This is a genomic window from Arthrobacter sp. 10T425 (assembly GCF_056393985.1).
In genome coordinates, this window is record NZ_JBFTGZ010000003.1 from 15,636 (window position 1) to 38,955 (window position 23,320).

21 protein-coding genes are annotated in these 23,320 nt (G+C 66.5%); 9 read left to right on the forward strand and 12 right to left on the reverse strand.

Going from position 1 to position 23,320, the window contains the following annotated elements; genetic code table 11:
* Position 1: 1 nt before the first annotated feature.
* Positions 2 to 478 carry a DUF4188 domain-containing protein gene (locus tag AC1DDH_RS04340; RefSeq protein ID WP_476954916.1) on the forward strand — a complete coding sequence of 159 codons (477 nt, stop codon included), beginning with the start codon at positions 2 to 4 and terminating at the stop codon, positions 476 to 478.
* A 21-nt stretch (positions 479 to 499) separates the two neighbouring features.
* Here AC1DDH_RS04340 and AC1DDH_RS04345 read toward each other — a convergent pair whose 3' ends face one another.
* Positions 500 to 1,213: a TetR/AcrR family transcriptional regulator C-terminal domain-containing protein gene (locus AC1DDH_RS04345; protein ID WP_476954917.1), complete on the reverse strand. Its 714-nt coding sequence runs from the start codon at positions 1,211 to 1,213 to the stop codon at positions 500 to 502.
* A 274-nt stretch (positions 1,214 to 1,487) separates the two neighbouring features.
* On the opposite strand from AC1DDH_RS04345, the gene AC1DDH_RS04350 reads away from it, so the two are divergent.
* From AC1DDH_RS04350 to AC1DDH_RS04370, 5 genes are all read left to right on the forward strand, one after another.
* Entirely contained in the window at positions 1,488 to 1,745 is a 258-nt protein-coding gene (locus AC1DDH_RS04350) for a hypothetical protein (protein WP_230010808.1), read from the forward strand.
* 745 nt (positions 1,746 to 2,490) lie between these two features.
* Positions 2,491 to 3,555: an iron-containing redox enzyme family protein gene (locus AC1DDH_RS04355; protein WP_476954918.1), complete on the forward strand. Its 1,065-nt coding sequence runs from the start codon at positions 2,491 to 2,493 to the stop codon at positions 3,553 to 3,555.
* A 30-nt stretch (positions 3,556 to 3,585) separates the two neighbouring features.
* Positions 3,586 to 3,834, forward strand: a complete 249-nt coding sequence (locus AC1DDH_RS04360) for a CDGSH iron-sulfur domain-containing protein (RefSeq protein WP_476849986.1) — start codon at positions 3,586 to 3,588, stop codon at positions 3,832 to 3,834.
* 520 nt (positions 3,835 to 4,354) lie between these two features.
* Positions 4,355 to 5,953 (forward strand): glycoside hydrolase family 68 protein, encoded by a 1,599-nt coding sequence (locus AC1DDH_RS04365; protein WP_476870255.1) that lies wholly within the window; start codon positions 4,355 to 4,357, stop codon positions 5,951 to 5,953.
* A gap of 139 nt (positions 5,954 to 6,092) precedes the next feature.
* Positions 6,093 to 7,706, forward strand: a complete 1,614-nt coding sequence (locus AC1DDH_RS04370) for a glycoside hydrolase family 32 protein (RefSeq protein ID WP_476849984.1) — start codon at positions 6,093 to 6,095, stop codon at positions 7,704 to 7,706.
* Here the strand turns inward: AC1DDH_RS04370 and AC1DDH_RS04375 are convergent, their stop codons facing one another.
* The gene (locus AC1DDH_RS04375) at positions 7,707 to 8,582 is read right to left on the reverse strand and encodes a PhzF family phenazine biosynthesis protein (protein ID WP_476870254.1); all 876 of its coding nucleotides are present in this window, start codon (positions 8,580 to 8,582) and stop codon (positions 7,707 to 7,709) included.
* A gap of 147 nt (positions 8,583 to 8,729) precedes the next feature.
* Here AC1DDH_RS04375 and AC1DDH_RS04380 point away from each other — a divergent pair, with 147 nt between their 5' ends.
* Positions 8,730 to 9,530, forward strand: coding sequence for a glycoside hydrolase family 25 domain-containing protein (locus AC1DDH_RS04380; protein WP_476954919.1), 801 nt, complete (start codon positions 8,730 to 8,732; stop codon positions 9,528 to 9,530).
* Between the two features lie 41 nt (positions 9,531 to 9,571).
* Here AC1DDH_RS04380 and AC1DDH_RS04385 read toward each other — a convergent pair whose 3' ends face one another.
* Positions 9,572 to 10,033, reverse strand: coding sequence for a hypothetical protein (locus tag AC1DDH_RS04385; RefSeq protein ID WP_459383551.1), 462 nt, complete (start codon positions 10,031 to 10,033; stop codon positions 9,572 to 9,574).
* Between the two features lie 502 nt (positions 10,034 to 10,535).
* Between AC1DDH_RS04385 and AC1DDH_RS04390 the strand changes: the two genes are divergently transcribed.
* The gene (locus AC1DDH_RS04390) at positions 10,536 to 11,354 is read left to right on the forward strand and encodes a GAF domain-containing protein (RefSeq protein ID WP_476859566.1); all 819 of its coding nucleotides are present in this window, start codon (positions 10,536 to 10,538) and stop codon (positions 11,352 to 11,354) included.
* A 56-nt stretch (positions 11,355 to 11,410) separates the two neighbouring features.
* On the opposite strand, the gene AC1DDH_RS04395 is transcribed toward AC1DDH_RS04390, so the two are convergent.
* The 9 genes from AC1DDH_RS04395 to glyA all read right to left on the reverse strand — a co-directional run bounded on the left by AC1DDH_RS04395 (position 11,411) and on the right by glyA (position 22,168).
* Complete coding sequence (locus AC1DDH_RS04395) at positions 11,411 to 12,004, reverse strand: NADPH-dependent FMN reductase (RefSeq protein ID WP_476954920.1); 594 nt, start codon at positions 12,002 to 12,004, stop codon at positions 11,411 to 11,413.
* A gap of 99 nt (positions 12,005 to 12,103) precedes the next feature.
* Complete coding sequence (locus AC1DDH_RS04400) at positions 12,104 to 13,369, reverse strand: N-acetylglucosamine-6-phosphate deacetylase (RefSeq protein WP_476954921.1); 1,266 nt, start codon at positions 13,367 to 13,369, stop codon at positions 12,104 to 12,106.
* 10 nt (positions 13,370 to 13,379) lie between these two features.
* Entirely contained in the window at positions 13,380 to 14,255 is an 876-nt protein-coding gene (purU, locus tag AC1DDH_RS04405; RefSeq protein ID WP_223914772.1) for a formyltetrahydrofolate deformylase, read from the reverse strand.
* A gap of 2 nt (positions 14,256 to 14,257) precedes the next feature.
* On the reverse strand, positions 14,258 to 15,673 hold the full coding sequence (locus AC1DDH_RS04410; RefSeq protein WP_476932379.1) for an L-serine ammonia-lyase: 1,416 nt from the start codon (positions 15,671 to 15,673) through the stop codon (positions 14,258 to 14,260).
* The gene (locus AC1DDH_RS04415; protein ID WP_476954922.1) at positions 15,673 to 16,308 is read right to left on the reverse strand and encodes a sarcosine oxidase subunit gamma; all 636 of its coding nucleotides are present in this window, start codon (positions 16,306 to 16,308) and stop codon (positions 15,673 to 15,675) included. The genes AC1DDH_RS04410 and AC1DDH_RS04415 overlap by 1 nt, the downstream gene beginning before the upstream one ends.
* Positions 16,301 to 19,255 (reverse strand): 2Fe-2S iron-sulfur cluster-binding protein, encoded by a 2,955-nt coding sequence (locus AC1DDH_RS04420; RefSeq protein WP_476954923.1) that lies wholly within the window; start codon positions 19,253 to 19,255, stop codon positions 16,301 to 16,303. The genes AC1DDH_RS04415 and AC1DDH_RS04420 overlap by 8 nt, the downstream gene beginning before the upstream one ends.
* A complete protein-coding gene (locus tag AC1DDH_RS04425) occupies positions 19,252 to 19,596 on the reverse strand; it encodes a sarcosine oxidase subunit delta (RefSeq protein ID WP_223914768.1) in 345 nt (114 codons plus the stop codon). The genes AC1DDH_RS04420 and AC1DDH_RS04425 overlap by 4 nt, the downstream gene beginning before the upstream one ends.
* A 14-nt stretch (positions 19,597 to 19,610) precedes the next feature.
* On the reverse strand, positions 19,611 to 20,831 hold the full coding sequence (locus AC1DDH_RS04430; protein WP_026539064.1) for a sarcosine oxidase subunit beta family protein: 1,221 nt from the start codon (positions 20,829 to 20,831) through the stop codon (positions 19,611 to 19,613).
* Positions 20,828 to 22,168: a serine hydroxymethyltransferase gene (gene glyA / locus AC1DDH_RS04435; RefSeq protein WP_476856067.1), complete on the reverse strand. Its 1,341-nt coding sequence runs from the start codon at positions 22,166 to 22,168 to the stop codon at positions 20,828 to 20,830. The genes AC1DDH_RS04430 and glyA overlap by 4 nt, the downstream gene beginning before the upstream one ends.
* A 143-nt stretch (positions 22,169 to 22,311) precedes the next feature.
* Between glyA and AC1DDH_RS04440 the strand changes: the two genes are divergently transcribed.
* On the forward strand, positions 22,312 to 22,983 hold the full coding sequence (locus AC1DDH_RS04440) for a GntR family transcriptional regulator (RefSeq protein WP_476954924.1): 672 nt from the start codon (positions 22,312 to 22,314) through the stop codon (positions 22,981 to 22,983).
* The last annotated feature ends 337 nt before the right edge of the window (positions 22,984 to 23,320 follow it).

Sequence of the window (23,320 nt, forward strand, 5' to 3'; positions counted from 1 at the left end):
TATGGCACGCATCAATGCTGGACGTTTCACTCACCGCCATCCCGGTGATTTGGTGGTCTTCCTCATCGGCATGCGCATCAACAGTCCCTGGCGTCCGGATCTCTGGATGCCGGTGTTCCTTGCGATGCCCCGGATGCTGACCGAACTCTTCCGGGAGCCGGGGTCCGGCCTCCTTGGTTGCCGGTTTGCCCTCGGAGCCGGCGGGCCGGTCATTGTGCAGTACTGGGACTCGGTGGACAAGCTGTATGCCTACGCAAGTGCGCCCCAATCCGAGCACAGGCCCGCGTGGGCTGCCTTCAACCGCCAGGCAAGGAAGGCCCCAAAAGCTGTCGGCATCTGGCATGAGACCTTCCAGGTAAGCAGGGCCGAGAGCATGTATGTCTCTATGCCTACCGAGGGGCTCGCGCAGGCCACAGAGCTTCTGCCCGTGGGGCCCGGAAGCCAGCAGGCGAAGGACCGGCTGTCCAACCCGGGCTGAGATGACCGGTGCCTTTCCGGATCATGGTTTGGTCGGGGAATCCGGCATCCGGCAGCGGGCCGCGAGCCCCGAGAGCAGGATGGTGATTCCCTCATCCAGTTCGGCCATCCCGTCGTAGTCGGCGAGGACCGGGGCGAGGGCGCGGAGGCGGGGGAATTCCTTCGGTGGCAGGCGGTGCAGCCCCAGCCGGAGAAGGGCCTCATTTTCCTCGGGGTCGACGACGAATTCCTGCAGTTCGTTGAGGATGTGCCCGTAGAGGTATCCGTAGTAGGCGCGGTAGACGTGCAAGGCGTCAACGGGGGCGAATCCGGCGTCGATCAGCAGGGACAGGATCTGCTCCAGCGGACGCAATGTTCCCAGCGGCCGCAGGCCCAGGGGCGTTGACAGGGGGCGGGTCACGAGGAGGGGCACGACGTTGGGGTGCCGGAGCGCCAGGAGCCGCAGGTCGTGGGCAATGCGCCGGAGCTGCGACTGCCAGTCGGGATCATCGGGAATGATGGCCAGTTCATTCAGCACGAGTTCTGAGACGCCGTCCAGCAGGGCTGCGCGGTTGGCGGCGTAGCGGTATAGGCTCATGGGATCCCGCCCGAGTTCCTGCCCGAGCCTGCGCATGGTGAGGGCCTCGAGTCCCTCGGCGTCCACCAGTGCCAGTGCCGTCGACAGGACAATCTCCCGGCTGAGGCGAGCCTTCTTGCCGGGAGCCGCAGGGGGCGCCGGGTGCTCTTCGGGCGACATGGTTTTCCGTTCGGGTCGATACAGAGTGGTTACAGTTCCGGGATGAAAAGCCGGTTGCTTAATGTGTAGTCTACGCCTAAAGTCTACATCGTAGAGAAGTTGCATTGGCTGGTTTCCGCAGGATGTGGACCGCCAGCCCAGTAACGCTTTATTCCCGGATCTGCGGTGACGCAGCAGTGCGGGATCTTGCTTCATCGCCCCGTGCATGGCCTTGACGCTCAGCTGCTGTAGCCACACGGCGGCACACAATGCACCGCGAAGAAACGAGCCACTCATGGCAACTTCCCAATACGACCAATTCCTGCAGGAAGCCACCACCCGGGACCCTGCATCCGACCACGCCCTGGGCCGGGACTGCCTCTACGGGCTCTACACCAGCTGGTGCTTCCTGAGCCAGACCGCGCCCCGCCCTGAAGATGCCTTCTGGGCGGCCATGAAAGAAAAGCAGATCCATCCCAAGCGCAACGGCCTCCGCATGAAAGGACCAGCCGCGGCGGACTACATCCTGGCCAGCTACCCGGGCCTGGTCTGACCCGGATGACAATCACGTCAAGCACGTACTTGCCACGGGATGCCCACCAGCCCCGAGGGCGCCGACCTTGGTGTGCGACATGTGAGACCGACCGGCACCTGCTCCTGGACTCTGTCGCCACCTTGAATCCGCAGCAGGAAACCCTCGCGGCCGCCATCAGCTGCACCAACTGCGGCAGCTCGCACGTGGTAGCTACGACTGCGGCGTTTCTCGCAATCATCCCGGCGCGGAACGGGAACAGCGGCGGTGCCATGCACCGGGAGGACGCCTACCGCCACTGCCAGGAGCCGATGTCCGCAGTGGACCCCGAGCGGCGAAGTGCCCACCGGGCGGTTTCCACACACGCCGGGAGCCCGGATGTTCTGGGCGACTATCTCCGGACGCGTGTTCTCCGGTGCCGGTGCGGGTTCCAGATGGAAATACCCCGCCCGTGACAGGCAGCACCCTCCCGGGTCTGTAACCAACAAAGAATTAGGGGCACACCGTTTCCAACCACAGCACTGCCACCACCGGAGCCTCCGCGGCCCACTATCAACGACCCGCGCTGATGGACATGGATCTGTCCCCGCAGGGACTCGCGGATGCCCCGGCGAACGAAGTCGACCCGGACAGCCTCGTCTACACCGGCAACAGCTAAGGGCGCCGCACCTTGGGGGCCCCTCCGGCCGTTACCCCGGGGCGGGCTCACTTCGACGCACTTTCACCGGCCGCAGCCAAAACCGCTGAGGCCCACGTAGGAGAAAACATGAAGATCCCTGACGCGCGCGGACCCATAAGCCGTGGCCTTTTCCGGCTTCTGGCCGACGGGACCGGAGATGATTCCGCAGCCCAGGGCACGCTGCGCGATCTCACCGAACTCATCAACGGGCAGCTGGCACTCGCCGATGACATCATCGACGACGGCGATGTGCAATTGACCCTGTTCTGCCTCTACGAGCTGCATTACGGCGGCTTGGATGGGGTGGACGACCGCTGGGAATGGAACCCCGGGTTGATCGCACTCCGGCAGCTGCTGGAGGGACCGTTCGAGCTGGCGCTGCGTTCCGTGGCCCGCTCGTCCGCCGGATCAGTCCAGCCTGCTCCTGCCGCCGGCCTGGACAGCGACGCGGTGGCGGACATTCTGTTCGGGCTCGCGGGCCAGGACGGTGGACCGGGCATGTCCCGCCATGTGGCGAAGCTGGCCACCCTCGGGCAGCTCCGTGAATTCCTGGTCCACAAATCGATCTATCAGCTCAAGGAAGCCGATCCGCACACCTGGGCGATCCCGAGGCTGACCGGGCGGGCCAAGGCTGCGCTGGTGGAGATACAGGCTGACGAGTACGGCGGAGGCCGCCCGGACCGCATGCACAGCGCACTTTTCGCCCGGACCATGCGAGGGCTGGGGCTGAACGATGTCTACGGCGGCTATGTGGATGCCGTCCCGGCCATCTCTCTCGCCGCGGTCAACATGATGTCCCTTTTCGGCCTGAACCGCAGACTGCGGGGAGCCATCGCAGGGCATTTGGCGATATATGAGATGACGTCCTCCCGGCCGAATCAGCTGTACGGCAACGGTTTCCGGCGTCTCGGATTCGGGGCCGATGTGACCGCGTACTTCGACGAGCACGTCGAAGCGGACGCCGTCCACGAACAGATCGCGGGCCGGGATCTCGCCGGAGGGCTCGTGGAGGCAGAACCGGATCTCCTTCCGGACGTCCTGTTCGGCGCGACGGCGGTGCTCGCCATCGACGCCCGACTCACCGCGCACATCATGGGGGCGTGGGAGAGCGGCACGTCGTCGCTGAAGCCGCCTGTCCCCGCCGGGGTCTGACCCGGGCACGAACCCAGTCAGGGAGCATCTATGAACCAGAACCCGCAGGAATCGTCCAACGACGCCGCCATTGTTATTTGTCCCGATGGACCGATCCTGGTCCGCGGCGAGTTTGAGATCGTCACCCCGTCCGGGGGAGCAGTGCCGCGGTCGCGCAAAACAGTCGCCCTGTGCCGCTGCGGCGCGTCCGCGATCAAACCCTACTGCGACGGCACCCACAAATTGATCGGGTTCCGAACCGAATTCCCTGCCACCCCGGGGACGAGAGAAGCGACGTGAGGCACCCCGGGAATGGTTGGGGATCTGTGGCACTTATCGCCGGATTCGTGGCCTCCGGTGACCGGAGTACGAACGCTTTGGACACCCGGCGCCTCACTCAAGGCGCCGGCGTCGTGCTCCGCAGTGTGGGCTGGGTGAAGGACGGCTGCGGGGCAACGAACGGGCAAACAGCGGGCGACTTGAAAAAGAAAGCATATTTTTTAGGAAATATTTGACTCAATCTTAGAGTCGTGGCACGCGCGCGCAGAGTTTGTGCAAGCGCTTACATCGACCGGGGTATGAGCCGTTTTGGTGTTTGAAATGTGGTTTTGAATCCTCGCCGGCACTGTCTACGGTGATGAACGTCCAGGAGGTCAGCACCCTCCCGGGCCACCGACGGGGCCCTACCGAGGCCCCGTCCCCTCGACACGATGGCGTCCTCGATGACGCCTGCGGTGTCATCGGGGCTGCCGGAGTTTCGGGGAATGAGGGCATATGCCCGTCTTCCACGAATGGTCTCAACTCCGCGAGAAGAGCAAAAATGCACGAGCACCCCAATACACACCGGAAGCTGCGGTGGCGTTCTGTCGCCGCGGCACTGGCGGCGGCCGTGGCGGCCTCCGTCTTCCTTGCCGTTCCGTCAGCCCAGGCAAACACGCCCTCGGATCCGCCGAGCGGCGGGCAGATGCCGGCTCCGACACCCGGCTTCCCCCTGCCCACGAAGCACACCCAGCAGGCGTTCGATCCGGCCGCGGCCTTCACCTCCAAGTGGACGCGTGCCGATGCCAAGCAGATTATGGCCCAAAGCAGCACAAGCGTAACCCCGGGCCAGAACTCCATGAGCCCGAACGTCACCATGCCGGAAATCCCCCAGGACTTCCCGGCCATGAACGACGACGTCTGGGTTTGGGACACGTGGTCCCTGACCGACGAGAACGCAAACCAGATCAGCTACAAGGGCTGGGACGTGATCTTCTCACTCGTTGCCGACCGCCACGCCGGCTACGGCTTCGACCAGCGGCACTGGAACGCCCGGATCGGCTATTTCTTCCGCAAGACCAACGCCGATCCGGCCAAGGACAAGTGGAACTACGGCGGACACCTGTTCCTGGACAACACCTCCGTCGGCAACACCGAATGGTCCGGTTCCACCCGCCTCATGCAGGGGAACCACGTCAACGTCTTCTACACCGCAACGACGTTCTACGACGTTGCCGAGCGCAACGCCGGCGGCGGCGGAATCGCCCCGGATGCCGTGATCGCCAAGGCACTGGGCAACATCCACGCTGACAAGAACGGCGTGAGCTTCGACGGCTTCGAGCACACCAAACTCCTTGAGCCGGACGGCGTCATGTACCAGAACAAGGCCCAGAACCCAGGGTTCGCCTTCCGGGACCCCTACACGTTCGTAGACCCGGCGCACCCGGGCAAGACCTTCATGGTCTTCGAAGGCAACACCGGCGGCCAGCGGGGCGACTACAAGTGCACGGAGCAGGACCTGGGCTACCAGCCCGGGGACCCCCGCGCCGAATCCGCGAACACCGTCAACGCCACCACCGGTGCATGGTTCCAGACGGCCAACGTGGGCCTGGCCGTGGCGGACAACAAAGACCTGACCAAATGGCACTTCCTGCCGCCGATCCTGTCCGCCAACTGCGTCAACGACCAGACCGAGCGTCCGCAGATCTTCATCCAGAGCGAGGGCGGCAAGAACAAGTACTACCTGTTCACCATCAGCCACCAGTTCACCTATGCGGATGGAATGCGCGGCCCCGACGGAGTTTACGGCTTTGTAGGCGACGGCGTCCGTTCCGACTACCAGCCCATGAACAACAGCGGCCTGACGCTGGCATCCCCCACGGACCTGAATATGCCAGCCAATGCGCCCGAAGGGCCGGATCCCCGGCAGAACGGCCGCCAGTTCCAGGCCTACTCGCACTACGTGCAGCCGGGCGGGCTGGTGCAGTCCTTTATCGACAACGTGGACGGCGTCCGCGGCGGGTCCCTCTCGCCCACCGTGAAGATCAACTTCCGCAACGGAGTTTCGGCCGTTGACCGCAGCTTCGGCCAGAACGGCCTGGGCCCGTTCGGGTACCTGCCCACGAACCTCAACGTCGGCGGTGCCGGGCTGTACAAGTAGTGCAGTAGGCAGTCATGAGGCGGAAGCGCCCGGATTTCCGGGTGCTTCCGTCCCCCCGCAGGCCCTGGACCGACAGGGCCTAGACCGACGGGCCATAGATGGGCGGGATGGCTTCCACCAAGACCAGGAATGTTAAATCATGAAAAACCATTGGACGATCTGGATGGTGGCCGCCGTGGCCGCCGCCGCGGCCGTTCTGATCGCGGTGGCGCTGGTCCCTTCGCCGGGATCCAGCCCGGGTTCCCAGAGCCACGCCGGGCAGGCGCAGCCAGCTTTCGACCGGCCCGAGGGGGCATCCGAGTTCCGGCCGAGCTATCACATAACGCCCGGGAAGAACTGGATGAATGATCCGCAGCGTCCCATCCTGCTCGACGGCGTGTGGCACTACTACTACCTCTACAACGCCGGGTACCCGAAGGAGAACGGCACCGAGTGGTACCACCTGACCAGCACGGACCTTGTGCACTGGAAGGAGGAGGGAGTGGCGATCACCAAGTACAAAAACGGGCTGGGCGACATCGAAACCGGAAGCGCCGTGGTGGACCAGGACAATTCGGCCGGCTTTGGCAAGGGGGCTGTCATCGCGGTCATGACGCAGCAGGACCAGGGAATCCAGCGGCAGTCCCTGTTCTATTCCACTGACCACGGATACTCCTTCACCGCCTATGCGCAGAACCCGGTCATGGAAAACCCGGGCGAACCGGACTGGCGGGATCCCAAAATCATTCGGGATGCGGCCCACGGCCAATGGGTGATGGCCCTGGCCGAAGGCGACAAGATCGGCATGTATACGTCGTCGAACCTGTTGGACTGGCACTACGCCTCAGGCATCGAACGCAAAGGTCTGGGCGTCCTAGAGTGCCCGGACCTCTTCCAGTTGGATCTCGACGGTGATCCATCCAAACGGACCTGGGTCCTGGCCGCCAGCGCCAACGGGAGCGAAGAGGGCTTCACCACGGGCGTTGCCTACTGGACTGGCGAATGGGACGGAACCCGATTCACCCCGTCTGACGGGCCGCACCAGTGGCTCGACGCCGGCTCCGACTTCTACGCCGCCGTGACGTGGGATGATCCCAGGCTCACCGAAAGCCAGCGGATGTCCTCGCGGCACGCCATCGGGTGGATGAACAACTGGCAGTACGCCCGGCAGCTGCCCACTCAGGACTGGCACGGCGGCGCCGACTCCATAGTGAGGGACATACGGCTGCAAACAATCGCCGGAAAGCCAACGCTGGTGTCGAGCCCCACGACTGCCATGAAGTCCCTTGAAGGCCCGGCGGCAACCACCGGGGAACGTCGACTGACACCGGATGGCGCAGGACAACTGCCGGTCCCGGAAGGCGGGGCGTACCGGCTCGATGTAACTCTAGAGCGGACAGCGCAGGACGACGGTTCCGTTGCCAGGATCGAACTCGAAAGCGGCGGGGGCACGTTTGCCACCGTCGGATACGACTTCGCCACCGAGTCAGCATTCATCTCCCGGGAGTCCGATGTTGCCGCCACCGGCAAGGCAGAACTCAGCCCCGACTATCGGGCATCGCGGCGCGCAGCCAGCCCAGCGCGGAACGGGACGGTGGAGCTAACGATTTTCGTCGACTATTGCTCGGTGGAGGTTTTCATCAACGGCGGGGAAAAGACCATGACGTCACTCGTTTTCCCCGCTGCGGGGACGCCGGGGGTCAAAGCCGTCACGGCAGGGGGCACGCTGACGCTGAAGTCCTTCAGCTACCGGCGCTTAGCCTCCACCCAGTGATCAGCTGTTGCCCGCAGCGGCGGGGATCCGGACGGCCCTGCCGCTGACCACTATTCCGCCGGCAGCGGGAATGTCCACGGTGAGCAGGCCCGGACGGCCGACGTGCCGTCCCTGGTGGATGAGGACTCTCGACGGGGGATCGACCAGGCCCAGGATGCGCAGGTAGGCGCCAACGGCCGCCGCGGCCGCCCCGGTTGCGGGGTCCTCCGTGATGGCACCCACCGGGAACAGGTTCCGGGCTTCGAATTCGCCATCTGCAATCGGGTGCAGGACGGTCACCGTCGCGGCCCAGCCCTGTGCGTCCATCAGCCGGCGCACGGCCTCCGGATCGAAGGAAAAGGAGTCGAAAAGATAGCGGTCCGCGACCACCAGCACCGGATGCCAGTTCCCCGAATACGCGATCCGCGGCGGATAGGCCGGATCGAGATCGTCCAGACCGAAACCGAGCAATCCAAGAAGTTCAGCCAGGACGTCGTCGTCGAAGGCGGCCAGTTGCGGTTCAACGCCCGTGAACGATGCCGTGATCTCGGCACCGTCCCCCGCCGTTTCAATGCGGACGGGGCCGACGGGGGTCTCGAAGGTGAAGGCGCCCGCCCCGTCGCGTGCGCTCAGCGCAACGGCCAGCGCAATCGTCGCATGCCCGCAGAATGGCACCTCGGCGATCGGCGAGAAGTACCGAACCCGGCTCCGGCGCGGGTCGCCGTCGACACCCGGCTCCGTCACGAAAGCCGTCTCTGCGTACCCGATGGCGGCCGCCACCGCCAGCATCCCGGCATCATCCAGATCACGGGCATCCAGCACCAGGCCTGCAGGATTTCCGCCGTTGGGCGTCGTGGAAAAGGCCGCATAGCGCAGGACCTCCGGGGTGGTTTCCATACACCGATCCTCCCATGCCGGGCCACCGCGTCTTTGGGAGCCGCCGGCGGACCGGCCCATGAACTCACTACCGAAAGCCTTGACCGGGCAAACCTGCGGCGGCCATGCTGTGCTAACTGCTCAGCAGCATCGACGGGAAGGCCCACCATGTCCCTTGCACCCTTTTCCTCGCGTTGCCGGGTGATCCTTGCGGCCGCCGCAAGCTTCGCGCTGATGCTGGCCGGAACGCCGGCCCAAGCAGCCGGGGCTGCGGGCCCGGGCAACGATGTGTCGTGGCCCCAATGCGGCAAAACGCTGCCCCGGGGCCAGACGTTCGCCGTCGTCGGCGTGAACAATGGGCTGGCCAACACCACCAACCCGTGTCTGGCGACGCAGCTGTCCTGGGCCGGGACGTCCACCGGCGGGACTGGCCAGCCCCTGGTCGCGCTCTACGTGAACACCGCCAACCCCGGTACTTCAGGATCCTGGTGGCCTACCAGCAACAACTACGGAGGAACCACCGTCGCCAACCCCTACGGACAGTGCACCGTGGGTTCAGTCGAGGAAGCCTGCTCCTACATGTACGGCTATGCCAAGGCCTACGACGATGCCAACATCCGGGGGATAAGCAACGCGGCGGCCTACACGTGGTGGCTCGATGTCGAGACCGGCAACAGCTGGTCAACCCGCCCGGCGGCGAACCGTGCCGATCTGGAGGGGATGGCGGCCTACTTCGCGAGTGTCGGAGCCCGCACGGGCCTTTACTCCACCAAGACGCAGTGGACCCAAATTGTGGGAACGGTGCCGTCCTCAAGCAACCTTTACACGCTGCCCAGCTGGCTGGCCGGGGCGAAGTCACTCGCCGTGGCAAAACGCAAATGCTCTGAGGCGCCACTGACGGCCGGCGGGAAAGTCACCATTGCCCAGTACGTGTCGGGAGGATTCGACTACGACCATTCCTGCATCTGAGGGCCCAACGGGCACCGATTGGGACAAGACATGTCAGACCGCTAACACTTGACCTCAGTCCGGAGGTCGCGGATCGCGGCCTCGACGTTGGAGGCTTCGTCCCGGAGGGAATCAGCTGCTTGAGTCAACGTGGCGTTGTCAGGCACCGCGGCGACTGCGGCATTGAACTTGGCTTCGGCGGCCATAACCGCCTCCGCCCGTTGCTGGGCGAGGTTCTCGCTTGCCTTGGCCAGCTCTTCATAGGTCTTGGAGACTTGGTCTTGGGCCGCGCGCACCTGCTCGATGGTGGCGTCCGGCTTCAGCGTGGCCTTGAAATTCGCCAGGGCCGCGGCATGGGCATCGGCAGCAGCGCAGATTTCCGACACGCTCGCGGGCGGGCTCGAGATGGCCGCGGTGGGGCTTGGGGTGGCAGCCGGCGGACTCGTGGGGCTGCATCCGGTGAGCAGTACGACGGCGGTCGCAAGTGCGATGGATCCCACGGTGATTGCGTGCGGTCTTGACATTTGGAGGCTCCTCTCCCAGCTGGAATCGCCCCCGAGCAGTGGGGCATCGAAGGGCATATCCATCGTCTGCCCGGGCGCGCGTGCGGACCTCATCCGCCGGGGGTGAAATGGGCGGTAGTGCACTGCAGGCCGGCACGGGCCCAAAGGCCCTTTTGGGACCTGCGGAACGCGGGTATTAATGGTTGTGCCACGGCGGGACGGGTCCTCCGCGACTGGTGTTGAAGCCGGGGCGGGCGGTCCAGGGCGGATGTTAAAAGCCTCCCTGGGCCGCCGCGGCGCTGAAGCAGATTTCCCGCTGTCACGGGAACAGCTCAGCGGAACAGCTGAGGAACAGTTCATCGAAACAGGTCGCCGGGACAGGTCGCCGGGACAGCCCGGAACCATACCAAAACGACAGAGGCCCTGGCTTTGACAAATGGGAGGCGCGGCGGTGTCCGCCCGGACGTATGCTGTTTTCATCGGTTCAGCAGTGAGCTGCGTGCTTTGATCTCGAGCGTGGAACATGACCCAAGGAATTGCAGGAGACGGCCGGCAGGATCGTTATGCCTCCTTCTGGGAGCTGCACTTCAACGACCCGGATGTCGGTGCCTTCCTCAGCGAAGCCGTGAGCGAGTTTGTTGACGACATCGGTGGTCCCGGCCGTGGGATCAGCTGGGCAGTGACACTGGTCGGGTCCGCGGAGGCCCTCACGCTGACTGCGGGCAGCGCACCGGCACGGGCCGCCGACGAGGCGCAGCGTTCCTTCGATGACGGGCCCGCCCGCACGGCGGTCCGAACCGGCGAATATGTGTTCGTGGGCGACACTTCCCTGGAGCGGCGCTGGCCCGGGTACGCCAGCGCTGCCGCAGCCTTCGGGGTCCGGTCCCTCGTATCCGTTCCACTGGCACCACAAGCGGTCTTCCATGCCGCCGTGAACCTGTACGCCGCGTGGCCGCACGTCTTCACCAGCGCAGACATCATCGCAGCGGCTCGGCTGGCCCGCTACATCTCCCGTGCACTGCGTTTGGTCCAGGAGTTGGCGCTGAGGTCCGGGGGCGGCGCAGATCTCTCTTCGGCGCAGCTCTCCCGGGCACTGGCAGGGCTGGCGCTGCGGACGCTGGTGCGGGAGTACGGGTTCAGCGAAGAAGGGGCGCTTGACTACCTGCGCAGCGTCGCGGGCGGAGCCGCGCGGGAATCATCCGGCGCCACGGTCCACGTCCTGGTCCCCGATTCCGTTCCGGGCCAGAACGTGCCCCTGCCCAGTCCCTATGCCGCGGCGCCACACGGCGGAGACACGCCCCCCGTCCGGCGGCGGCGGCGCAGGACGGGGACTCCGGCGTAGGCGGACACCGGCACGCGGCCCGCGGGACGGCAAACCGGGCCCAGCCAGGGCAGCGGTCACGCCGCGCTGGCGTCTTCTGTTCCGTGGGCATGACCCGGCCGGAGGACCTTCAGCGCGCCGGCCCACGCGATCACCTGGTCAAACAGGATCTGCAGGCTCTTTTCCGCGGCCACCGTCGGGATGAAAGTGCGGTAATTCGCGAACTCCGTGGCCAGGGGCAGCGCCACCTGGGCCCGGACGTCGGCCATCTGCAGCTCCGCGGACACTCCGCGGAAGTGTTCTACGGCGCGGATGCCGCCGCTGCTTCCGTAGCTGACAAACCCGGCCGCCTTGTTGTTCCACTCCTTGTAGAGGTAGTCCACAGCGTTCTTCAGTGCGCCGGGAATCGAGTGGTTGTACTCGCCCGTGACGAAGATGTAGCCGTCGAATCCGTCGACAGCTTCGGACCAGGCCTTGGTGTAGGGCTGGCTGTACCGGCCGAAGGAGGGTGGCAGCGGCTCGTCCAGCAGCGGAAGATCAAAATCGGCGACGTCGAGGACGTCAAAGGTGGCATCGCCGCGTTCTGATGCCCGGGCACTTACCCAGTCGGCGACGGCCTTTCCGAGGCGACCGGGCCGGGTGCTCCCGAGCACGATAGCGATGCGGATCATGGCGGGCTCCTTTCCGGAAGTAATGTTTGCCCACACTCAGAACAACAAAACGAAGGGCTCGAAACTTCCGCACCGCCGTGGGCCCCGCGGGTTCAGGGGCTAACGCGCGGCACGTCGATGGTCCGCCAGGATCCGTCCGCCGCGCAGCACGGCCACGATGTCGAAGCCCGGGTCAACGGCGATGATATCGGCGCGCATTCCAGCCCGGAGGGCGCCGATCTCCGTCTCCAGGCCCAGGACACGGGCCGGGACCAGGGTGGCCGCCGCGACAGCGTCGGCCGGACTCACCCCCGCCGCGATGGTGGCGCGGACAACCTCCAACAGGGTCGCCGTGCCCCCGGCAAGGGCGCCGTTGCTCCGCAGGGTGGCCACGCCGTCGTGCACCACCACTTCCACGGGGCCGAGTTCGTAGTCGCCGTCGGGCAGCCCGGTTGCCGCCATGGAGTCCGTCACCAGCGCGATGCCCCCGGCTCCGACCAGGTCAAAGACCATCCGGACCGTCTCCGGGTCGAGGTGGACGCCGTCGCCGACGAGCTCGACCACGACCGTGCCGGCGGCCGCCAGCCGCAGGCACGCGGCCGCCGGTCCGGGACTCCGGTGATGCAGGGGAGGCATGCCGTTGAACAGATGGGTCACCGTGGGCCGGGCCCGCGGCCCGAAGACACCGGAAGCCGCGCCCCCGCGGATGAGGTCCGCGGCTTCCGCCAGTGAGGCCGCGGCAACGGGGGCAGCGGCATCGGTATGGCCCAGTGAGGGGATCACCCCGTGGTCCGTGAGGATCCGGAGGAGCTCACCCGCGCCGGGCAGTTCGGGGGCGTACGTCATGGTCCGCAGGGCTCCGCCGGCCGCCGCCACCAGCCGCCGGAGCAGCGCAGGGTCGGGGGCGCGGAGCCAGTGCGGGTCCTGCGCGCCGGAGCGGGCGGCGGAGAGGAAGGGCCCCTCGCAGTGCACGCCGGCGATCAGGCCCTCGGCCGCCAGGACCTTGAGTACGCCGAGCGACCCCACCAGCTCATCTTCCGGGGCGGTGACGAGGCTCGCCAGGAGGGTGGTGGTCCCGTTGCGGTGCAGGAAGTCCACGGCCGCCCGGCAGCCCCGGTCATCGCCGGCCGGGAATCCGCCGCCCGCGGCGCCGTGGCAATGGAGGTCGACAAGCCCGGGAAGCAGGGAGCTGCCGGGCGGCAGCGGGAGCTCCTCCGCATCCGGGAAATGTGCGGCGTCAAAGCCGTCGCCGGGTCCCGCGTAGGCGATCCGGCCGCCGTTCACCGCCACCACGCAGCCCGGTGTGCAGGCGCCGTCTGTGATGAGGGCACCCCGCAGGATGTAGGCAGGGGCGGCGGCTTCGCGGTCCTCGAGGGGCAGGATCATGGTGCCAAACCTAGCGCAGCACGACGGTCCTGTTGCCCTGGAGGATGACGCGTCCCTCGCAGTGCCAGCGGACGGCATTGGAGAGTGCCCTGCATTCGGTATCGCGCCCGGCGGCCACGAGATCGTCCGGACTGAAAGTGTGGTCCACCTCCACCACTTGCTGGGAGATGATGGGCCCTTCGTCCAGTTCCGCGTTGACATAGTGGGCGGTGGCGCCGACCGTCTTCACGCCCCGGGCGTGCGCCTGGTGGTAGGGCTTCGCGCCCTTGAAGCTGGGCAGGAAGGAGTGGTGGATGTTGATGGCGCGGCCATCCAGCTGGCGGGTGAGGTTGTCGCTGAGGACCTGCATGTAACGGGCCAGGACCACCAGTTCGACGTCCATCCGGTCGATCAGTTCCAGAAGCCGCTGTTCGGCCGCGGGCTTGGTGTCCGGCGTGATCGGCACATGGAAGAACGGGATTCCGTGCCACTCGACGGTCCGCCGGTGGTCGGGGTGGTTGGAGACGACGCCGACGATCTCGATGGGCAGTTCTCCGGTGCGTGCCCGGTACAGCAGATCGTTGAGGCAGTGCTCGAATTTCGAGACCATGATCAGCACGCGCCGTTTGGTCCCGTGCCGCCGAAGCTCCCAGCGCATGCCGAATTTTTCGGCGACCGGCACAAATGCGTCCCGCAGCAAAGCCAGGGTGGTTTGGTCTCCGGCCGACGCGAAATGGACCCGCATGAAGAAGTGGCCGTCGAGCTGTGAGTCGAACTGCTTGCTTTCCAGGATGTCGCAGCCCTGGTCCAGCAGGAAACCGGACACGGCGTGGACTATCCCGCGCGTTTCCGGGCAGTCCAGGGTCAGGACATGCTCAACGGTGTCGGGTGTCTGGTCCGGGGCCATGGTCAGCACTCCACGACGTTCACGGCGAGGCCCCCGCGGGAGGTTTCCTTGTACTTGGTTTTCATGTCTGCTCCTGTTTCGCGCATGGTCTTGATTGCTTTGTCCAGCGAGACTTTGTGGCTGCCGTCGCCGTGGAGGCACAGGCGGGCGGCGTTGATGGCTTTGACGCTGGCGATCGCGTTGCGTTCGATGCAGGGGATCTGCACGAGCCCGCCGACGGGGTCGCAGGTCAGCCCGAGGTTGTGCTCGATCCCGACTTCGGCGGCGTTTTCCACCTGCTCCGGGGTCCCGCCCAGCACTTCGCAGAGTCCCGCCGCCGCCATGGAGCAGGCGGATCCGACTTCGCCCTGGCAGCCGACCTCTGCCCCGGAGATGGAAGCGTTGATCTTGAACAGGATCCCGACGGCGGCCGCCGCCAGCAGGAAGCGGATGACGCCGTCGTCGTTGGCGCCGGGGACGAACTTGACGTAATAGTGCAGCACGGCCGGCACAATGCCGGCGGCACCGTTGGTGGGCGCGGTGACGATCCGGCCCCCCGCGGCGTTTTCCTCGTTGACGGCCAGCGCGAAGAGGTTCACCCATTCCATGGCGAGCAGCGGGTCGGCCGGGACCTGGACCGGCGATGGGTTCCGGGCGTCCGCCTCGGCGCTGACGGCGGATGCTGCCAGCGTCCGAAACAACGACGGGGCGCGCCGTTTGACGTTCAACCCGCCGGGCAGGATGCCCTCGGCAGCGCAGCCGTTGTCCACGCACTGGCGCATGACCGCCCACAGGGCCAAGAGCTTCTCCCGGAGGTCGGCTTCGGTACGCCAGACGAGTTCGTTGGCCAGCATCACGTCGGAGACGGACATATTCTCTCGGTGGCATATTTCAAGGAGTTCGTCAGCTGTTGTGAACGGGTAGGGCAGCACCGTGTCGTCGGCCACCACGTGGTCGGCGCCTAGTGCATTGCCATCGACGACGAAGCCGCCCCCAACCGAATAGAAGCTCCGTTCGCTGAGGACGTCGCCGGCGTGGTCGAGGGCCCGGAAGGTCATGCCGTTCGGATGGGCGGGCAGCGACTTGCGGCGGTGCAGGACCACGTCCTCGTCCCAGTTGAAATCCACCCGGTGATGGCCGGCGAGCTGCAGCTCCGCATCCAGGGCAGCGGCAGCCACCTGGTCATCGGCAGTGCCCGTGTCCACGGTCTCGGGGTCCTGGCCCTGGAGGCCCAGGACGACGGCCTTGTCCGAACCGTGGCCCCGGCCGGTAGCGCCGAGGGAACCGAACAGCTCGGCCTGCACCCTCGCCGTGGAACTCAGCTGCCCGTCGCTCTTGAGCCCGTCGGCGAACCGCTTGGCCGCCCGCATCGGGCCGACCGTGTGGGAGGAGGACGGCCCGATGCCAACAGAAAACAGGTCGAGGACGCTGAGCGCCATCAGGGGACCTCGGTGGAGGCATATTCGCGCATGGCGTCGAGGAGCCAGCGGCCGAGGAACTCCGCGAAGGATGCCCGCGGGAAGATCCAGTAGGTCTCGTCCCCGGTCTTCCACAGAACGACGGGGATGCCGCCGATTTCCGTGGACAGGGCCGTTCCGGGCTGGAAGACGCGGGGGTGCAGGTCCAGGGCGCAGCCCTTCTCCAGCACAGCACTGGCCCGGGGTCCGGAGAGCTCGAGCGTGGTGCGGTTGGCGGACAGATCCACCACCTGGCCCTGGCCGTCGCCCAGTGCTGCGATGAGCGCCCGGGGGAGCTCACCGCCCAGGCTTTCGTGGGATTCGGCGGGGGCCACGAGCAGGAATTCTGCCGGGCCCAGCCACAGCACTGCGGTGTCGCCGCTGCCGCGGACTTCCCCGGAAGCGGAGGGCAGGCCACCCGTGAGGGCGCCCAGCCGCTTCCCTGCGTCGCCGGCAGGATCGACCCGGAGCCCTGCCATGGTCAGAAACGGCACCTCGCGCAGCTCCACGGTGCCCGCAACGGATCCCGCTTCAAAAGCCGTTCTCAGGAGTGACGCCGGACTCTTCCTGAGGGTCTGGATCTTCTTGGAATTTTCGAGTGCTGCGGTGTCAGCCATCTTTGCGGGCCCCTTCAGAGTCAAATAGTACGGTTTCTGCGACGATTACGTCCACGAGTTGGTCGCCGGCGGCGGCCACCAGGGTCTCGCCAATGCGGTTGCGGCCGTTCTTGATCAGGGCCAGGGCAAACGACCTGCCCAGCGCCGCACTGTGGTAGCTCGAGGTCACGAATCCCTGCATGGGCACGGGGCCGTAGGCGGGGTTGACGGTGATGCCCTGTTCCACCAGTTGGGTGCCTTCGGGGAGCCGGATGGTGCCGTCCACGGGGAGGACGCTGACCAGGTGTTTCCGGTCGGTGCGGCCGGCGTCCTTGCGGGTGTAGGAGCGTTTGCCGATGAAGTCCTTGACCTTGGACACGACCCATTCCATGCCGGCGTCCTGCGGTGTCACGGTCCCGTCAGTGTCCTGGCCGACGATCGGATACCCCTTCTCCGCACGCAGCACGTGCATGGTCTCGGTACCGTACGGGGTGATGTTGAACTCCGCGCCGGCCGCCGCCACGGCTTCCCAGGTGCTCAGCCCGTACCAGGACGGGATGTTGATTTCGTAGGCCAGTTCGCCGGAGAACGAGATCCGGCAGACCCGGGCCTGGACACCGGATGCCAGGGTGGTTTCCTTGAACGTCATGAACGGGAAGGCCTCGGCGTCCAGGCCGCCGTCGGCTGCCAGTTCCGGAGCCACTTTGGCGAGAACGGCGCGGGATTTCGGACCGACGACGGCGATGGTGGACCACTGCTCCGTGACGGAGGTGCAGTGCACATCCAGTTCCGGCCATTCGGTCTGCAGCCATTCCTCCAGCCAGTCCAGCACCTTGGCCGCGCCGCCGGTGGTGGTGGTCATGAAGAACCGGTCCTCGTCCAGGCGCAGGGTGACGCCGTCGTCGAACATCATTCCGTCCGGGGTGCACATGACGCCGTAGCGGGCCGAACCCGGAGCGAGTTTCTTGAACGCGTTGGTGTAGATGCGGTTCAGGAACTCGCCGGCGTCCTTGCCGCGGATCTCGATCTTGCCCAGGGTGGTGGCGTCCATGAAACCCACGGATTCCCGGACGGCGGCGCATTCACGGAGCACCGCAGTGTCCATGTCCTCGCCGTCCTGCGGGTAGTACCAGGGGCGCTTCCACTGGCCGACGTCCTCGAAGAGGGCTCCCTGGACGACATGCCAGGGGTGGATGGAAGTGAGGCGTGCGGGGTCGAAGAGTTCGCCGCGCTGGCGTCCGGCCAGGGCGGCAAACGCCACGGGCGTGAAGGGGGCGCGGTAGGTGGTGGTGCCAATGTCGCCGATCCCGCGGGACGCTTCGCCGGCTGTCCGGAGCGCGGCGGCGATGACGCCGATCGCATTCACCCCGGAGGTCTTGCCCTGATCGTTGGCGGTGCTGATCGAGGTGTAGCGCTTGATGTGCTCCACGGACCGCATGCCGGCACCGGTGGAGCGGAGGACATCGGCCACGGACTGGTCGCGCTGGAAATCCACGAAGTGGTGGTGCCAGTCATCCGGGCCGCCGTCCTGCCCGGGTACCAGCCAGAGCTGGCGGGTGGGGGCGGCGGCGCGCGGCGGCGTCGGCGCAGACGGTTCAGCATCGGACTCAAAGCCCGCGGCGATGACCGCCGCGGCCCCGGCGGAGATGCCTTCGGCCACGCAGTCGTCGAGGTCGAAGCTGCCGCGTCCGGAGCCGGCCACCTGCTGGTTGGGGACCACGCTGTTGGGGACGAAGGCGGCGAGGTCTTCGTCCCAGCGGAGCCTGCCCTGGCGCTGGGAGTGCAGGTGCACCACCGGTGACCAGCCGCCGGAGACGGCCAGCAGGTCGCAGGCGAGGTGTTCGATGCCCGAGGTGAGTTCGCCGGCGTCGTTGATGCTCCGGACGGTAACGCCGAGGAGCCGGCCGTCGCCGGACACAGCGGCGGTGGTGTTGGCGACGGCGCTGCCGATCAGCACCCGCGTTCCCGCGGCCGCAGCTGCCGCGGCGGTTTCGCTCAGCTGTGGGCGGGCGTCCACGACGGCTTCGACCTTGATGCCGGCGGCGCGGAGGTCGGCGGCCAGGGCGTAGGCGCTGTCGTTGGTGGTGCTGATGACCACCCGGGAACCGGCGGCGACGGCGTAGCGGTTGAGGTAGCTGCGCACCGCGGAGGCCAGCATGATGCCGGGGCGGTCGTTGTTTTCGAAAACGAGCGGGCGTTCGTGGGCGCCCGGGGCCAGGATGACCTGGGCGGCGCGGATGTGCCAGATCCGCTGGCGGGACACGCCGGGCGCGGCCGGGGTGAGGAGGTGGTCCGTCCGGTTCTGGGCCGCGATGATGTAGTTGGAGTCGTAGGAGCCGAAGGCCGTGGTGCGGTTCAGTACCGTGCACTCGGCCGCGGAGATCAGTTCGGCTTCAACATTGGCCACCCATTCCAGGGCGGGCTGCCCTTCGATGCTCTCGACGAGGGCCGGATCCGTGGAGCCGGACAACAGCGAGCCGCCCAGTTCGGGCTGGTCGTCGATAAGGATGACCCGGGCGCCGGAGCGGACGGCCTCGCGGGCCGCGGCCAGGCCTGCCGGGCCGCCACCGACCACCAGGACGTCGGTGTGGACATACTTCTTGTCGTATTCGGCGTGGTCCTCGGCCGGGTCCAGCTTGCCCAGTCCGCTGAGCAGTTCAGCGCTGAGGCCGTCCACGAGGGACACCGTGGTGGCCGGGAGCATGGATTCGGCCACGTGGCCCGGGAACCGGGCCGCGACCTTGACCAGGGCGTTGGATTCCTCGACGCCGGCGGACATGATGCCGCGGGGCCGGCCCTCATACAGGGAGTCACCCGCGCGGAGCCGGCCGTTGGCCAGCAGGGCGGAGGCGAGGGTGTCGCCGGGGTGGCCAGTGTACTCACGGCCGTCCAGGTTGAAGCGCCACGTGACGCTGCGGTCGATGCGTCCGCCGGTGCTAAGACGTGCGGGCTGCGGCTGAGCGGTCATTTGACTGCTCCTTCCGGGGAGACGGGGCTGGTGACGGTGGGGGCTGTGGGGCCCGTGGCTGCGTTTTCCTTGTCAGGGCGCGGCTGGCCCATCGGATATACGGCCTGGATGTCGTAGGTGACGGTGTCGCGGAGCATGTTGAACCATTGCCGGCAGCCGGTGCTGTGCAGCCAGCGTTCGGCGAAGGCGCCCTTGGTGTTGTCGCGGTAGAACAGGTACTCGGCCCATTCGCGGTCCGTGAGCTCTGCCGGGTTTTCGGGGTAGGCCACGTGGGCCTGTCCGCCGTAGTGGAATTCGGTCTCGTCGCGGGGACCGCAGTTGGGGCAGGGAATCAGGAGCATGTCCTTACCGCTTTCTAATGGGCCACGGCGGCGGCGCCGTGTTCGTCGATCAGGGCGCCGGTTTCGAAGCGCTCGAGTGCAAAGGGCTTATTGAGTTTGTGCGGTTCTCCGGTGGCGATCGTGTGGGCGAACGTCAGCCCGGCCGCCGGTGTGCCCTTGAATCCGCCGGTGCCCCAGCCGCAGTTGACGAACATGTTTTCCACCGGGGTGGTGCCTACGATCGGGGAGGCGTCCAGGGTGGTGTCCACGATCCCGCCCCACGTCCGGAGCACGTGGGCCCTGGCGAAGATCGGGAAGAGTTCGACGGCGGCTGCCATTTGGTGCTCGATCACGTGGAAGGATCCGCGCTGGCCGTAGCCGTTGTAGGAGTCCACGCCGGCGCCCATGACCAGTTCGCCCTTGTGCGCCTGGGAGACGTAGACGTGGACGTGGTTGGACATGACGACGGTGGGGTGGACGGGTTCGTGCAGTTCGGACACGAGTGCCTGGAGGGGGTGGGACTGGATGGGGAGCCGGAATCCGGCCATTTCGGCAAGCACCGAGCTGTGCCCGGCGGCGCAGAGTCCGACCTTTTCGGTGTTGATGGTGCCGCGGGTGGTCTTGACCCCGGTGACGCGGTTGCCGTCCTTGATGAAGCCGGTGACCTCGCAGTTCTGGATGATGTCCACGCCGAGCTCGTCGCATTTGCGGGCGAACGCCCAGGCGACGTGGTCGTGCTTGGCGATGCCGGCGCGCGGCTGGTAGGTGGCGCCCATGACCGGGTAGCGGATGTTGTCGTTGATGTTCAGGATGGGGCAGAGTTCCTTGACCTGCTGCGGGTCCAGCCACTCGGCGTCGACGCCGTTGAGTTTGTTGGCCCCGACGCGGCGGACGCTTTCGCGGACGTCACCCAGGGTGTGGGCCAGGTTCATGACCCCGCGCTGGCTGAACAGGAAGTCGTATTCGAGTTCCTCCGGCAGGATCTCCCAGAGTTTCAGGGCGTGCTCGTAGATCGCCGCACTCTCGTCCCAGAGGTAGTTGGAGCGGATGATGGTGGTGTTCCGGGCCATGTTGCCGCCGGCGAGCCAGCCCTTTTCCAGGATGGCGATGTTGGTCATCCCGTGGTTCTTGGCCAGGTAATACGCCGTCGCCAGTCCATGTCCGCCGCCGCCCACAATCACGGCGTCGTAGGAGGACTTGGGGTCCGGGTTGCGCCAGAGGAAGTCCGGGTGCTCCGGCAGGTGTTCGGTGGTCATTGTGCTGCTCCAATCAGTTCTGCCTCAAGCCCGGTCGCCGTCGTGCCGGTGCCGAGATGCGGGTAAAGGGGGAACCGGTCCGCGAGGGCGCTGACGCGTCCACGCAGTTCAGCGGCGGTTTGGTCGCTGAGTTCGTCCCCGGGCGCCTGCGAGATGAGGGCGGAGGCGATGATGTCCGCCACCTCGGTGAACTCCGCGGCACCGAAGCCGCGGGTGGCCAGGGCGGGGGTGCCGATCCGCAGCCCGGAGGACACCATGGGCGGGCGGGGATCGAAGGGGACGGCGTTGCGGTTGACGGTGATGCCGATCCGGTGGAGCCGGTCTTCGGCCTGCTGCCCGTCCAGTTCCGAGTCCCGCAGGTCCACCAGGACCAGGTGCACATCGGTGCCGCCGTTGACCACGGAGATCCCGGCCGCCGCGACGTCGTCCTTCAGGAGCCGGGACGCGAGGATCCCGGCGCCTTCGAGCGTGCGCTCCTGGCGTTCCTTGAACTCCGGTGACGCCGCGATCTTGAAGGCCACGGCCTTGGCCGCGATCACGTGTTCCAGCGGGCCGCCCTGCTGGCCGGGGAACACGGCGCTGTTGATCTTGCGTGCGTACTCCTCCTTGGCCAGGATCACGCCCCCGCGCGGTCCGCCGAGGGTCTTGTGCGTGGTGGTGGTGACGACGTCGGCGTAGGGGACCGGGTTCGGGTGAAGCCCGGCGGCCACGAGGCCGGCGAAGTGTGCCATGTCCACCATGAGGTAGGCGCCCACGAGGTCGGCGATGCGCCGGAACTCGGCGAAGTCCAGCTGCCGGGAGTAGGCGGACCAGCCGGCCACGATCATCTTGGGCCGGTGCTCAAGGGCCAGGGCCTCCACTTCGGCCATGTCCACCAGGTGGTTGTGCTCGCTCACGTGATACGGGACCACGTTGTAGAGCTTGCCGGAGAAATTGATCTTCATCCCGTGGGTGAGGTGGCCGCCGTGGGCCAGGGCCAGTCCCATGATGGTGTCGCCCGGTTCCAGGAGGGCGAACATGGCGGCGGCGTTGGCCTGCGCGCCGGAGTGCGGCTGGACGTTGGCGTACTCGGCGCCGAACAGGGCCTTGACCCGGTCGATCGCGAGCTGTTCGATCACGTCAACGTGCTCGCAGCCGCCGTAGTAGCGCTTGCCCGGGTAGCCCTCGGCGTACTTGTTGGTCAGCACCGAACCCTGTGCCTCCATGACCCCGGCGGGGGCGAAGTTCTCGGACGCAATCATTTCCAGGGTGGACTGCTGGCGCTTCAGTTCGCGCGCCACGGCCTCTTCGACCTCGGGATCGACTACGGAAAGTCGCTCGTTCAACTGCTCAACCACGGTTGCTCCTTTGAAATACCACTATTGCTGTGACTGATATATCAGTGTGAGAACAATGGTATGATTGAGATCACACCAGAGTCAATAGCCGGAAGCCAAGTGGAACCAGGCTTCCGGTTGAAATCCAGAAACGGAGCCGAGCTGTGAATGCACTCACCGTCCTGCCGCCCGCAGAGGACGAAGCCATCTCCCAGGCGGAGGCCGCGTACAGGCAGTTGCGCGACAAGCTGATCATGCTCGAAATCCGGCCGGGCGAACCCATCAATGACGGGCAGCTCGCCGCCGAGCTCGGGTTCGGCCGTACTCCCGTGCGCGAGGCGATCAAGCGGCTGGAAGTGGACCACCTGGTGGTTTCATACCCGCGAAGGGGGACCTTTGCCACCACCGTGGACTTCACGGAACTGGCCGACGTCTCGGAAATCCGGGAACTGCTGGAACCCCTGGCGGCGCGGCGGGCGGCAACGCGGGCCAACGCCGCCATGCGCCGCGAACTGCTGGATGTCGCCAAGACCATTGCAGAACTGGCCCCGAGCCCTGCAGAGTCCCGGGAGCTGATGCGCTACGACCTGACAGTGCACCGCCTGATCTACCGGGCCGCGGCCAACCCGCACCTGGAGGATACGCTGATCCGCTACGACAATCTGGCCACGCGCATCTGGTGCCTGGTCCTGGACAAGGTCCCCTCGGTCAGCGGCCACATCAGCGAGCATGTGGAGCTGCTCAAGGCGGTGGCCGAGGGCGACGCGGACAGGGCCGGCGAACTTGCCCTGCACCACGTCACCAGCTTCGAGCAGACCATCCGCAAGGTCCTCTAGCCGCGGCGACCCTCCCGCCGAGGTCGCGGGAAGCGTGCGGGCTCGCCTTAAGCTTCCGGCGAGCCCGCACGTGACCGGCGACTTCGACCACGACGGGCGCCCGAGTCGCCGCCGCAGTGGATTAGAGTTCCGGAACTTCAGCCGTTTTTCTTCCAGCGCTTCGGCCACTTCACGTTCATCAGAAGTAGCCCCAGCAGGAGCGAGTCGACGGTCATGATTCCGGCCATGAGATAGGCCCACCCGGCCATCATGGCTCGCCCGCCGTCCGGCGGCCGGAAGTGCGCGTGCGTACCAGAATGCCCAAGACGATCTCCTGACCTGGCCCCCCAGTCGCTCG

Excerpts from the sequence above, each read along its gene's own strand:
- AC1DDH_RS04340 (WP_476954916.1), top strand. The coding sequence starts at position 2 with ATGGCACGCATCAATGCTGGACGTTTCACTCACCGCCATCCCGGTGAT.
- AC1DDH_RS04345 (WP_476954917.1), bottom strand. The coding sequence starts at position 1,213 with ATGTCGCCCGAAGAGCACCCGGCGCCCCCTGCGGCTCCCGGCAAGAAG.
- AC1DDH_RS04350 (WP_230010808.1), top strand. The coding sequence starts at position 1,488 with ATGGCAACTTCCCAATACGACCAATTCCTGCAGGAAGCCACCACCCGG.
- AC1DDH_RS04355 (WP_476954918.1), top strand. The coding sequence starts at position 2,491 with ATGAAGATCCCTGACGCGCGCGGACCCATAAGCCGTGGCCTTTTCCGG.
- AC1DDH_RS04360 (WP_476849986.1), top strand. The coding sequence starts at position 3,586 with ATGAACCAGAACCCGCAGGAATCGTCCAACGACGCCGCCATTGTTATT.
- AC1DDH_RS04365 (WP_476870255.1), top strand. The coding sequence starts at position 4,355 with ATGCACGAGCACCCCAATACACACCGGAAGCTGCGGTGGCGTTCTGTC.
- AC1DDH_RS04370 (WP_476849984.1), top strand. The coding sequence starts at position 6,093 with ATGAAAAACCATTGGACGATCTGGATGGTGGCCGCCGTGGCCGCCGCC.
- AC1DDH_RS04375 (WP_476870254.1), bottom strand. The coding sequence starts at position 8,582 with ATGGAAACCACCCCGGAGGTCCTGCGCTATGCGGCCTTTTCCACGACG.
- AC1DDH_RS04380 (WP_476954919.1), top strand. The coding sequence starts at position 8,730 with ATGTCCCTTGCACCCTTTTCCTCGCGTTGCCGGGTGATCCTTGCGGCC.
- AC1DDH_RS04385 (WP_459383551.1), bottom strand. The coding sequence starts at position 10,033 with ATGTCAAGACCGCACGCAATCACCGTGGGATCCATCGCACTTGCGACC.
- AC1DDH_RS04390 (WP_476859566.1), top strand. The coding sequence starts at position 10,536 with ATGACCCAAGGAATTGCAGGAGACGGCCGGCAGGATCGTTATGCCTCC.
- AC1DDH_RS04395 (WP_476954920.1), bottom strand. The coding sequence starts at position 12,004 with ATGATCCGCATCGCTATCGTGCTCGGGAGCACCCGGCCCGGTCGCCTC.
- AC1DDH_RS04400 (WP_476954921.1), bottom strand. The coding sequence starts at position 13,369 with ATGATCCTGCCCCTCGAGGACCGCGAAGCCGCCGCCCCTGCCTACATC.
- purU (WP_223914772.1), bottom strand. The coding sequence starts at position 14,255 with ATGGCCCCGGACCAGACACCCGACACCGTTGAGCATGTCCTGACCCTG.
- AC1DDH_RS04410 (WP_476932379.1), bottom strand. The coding sequence starts at position 15,673 with ATGGCGCTCAGCGTCCTCGACCTGTTTTCTGTTGGCATCGGGCCGTCC.
- AC1DDH_RS04415 (WP_476954922.1), bottom strand. The coding sequence starts at position 16,308 with ATGGCTGACACCGCAGCACTCGAAAATTCCAAGAAGATCCAGACCCTC.
- AC1DDH_RS04420 (WP_476954923.1), bottom strand. The coding sequence starts at position 19,255 with ATGACCGCTCAGCCGCAGCCCGCACGTCTTAGCACCGGCGGACGCATC.
- AC1DDH_RS04425 (WP_223914768.1), bottom strand. The coding sequence starts at position 19,596 with ATGCTCCTGATTCCCTGCCCCAACTGCGGTCCCCGCGACGAGACCGAA.
- AC1DDH_RS04430 (WP_026539064.1), bottom strand. The coding sequence starts at position 20,831 with ATGACCACCGAACACCTGCCGGAGCACCCGGACTTCCTCTGGCGCAAC.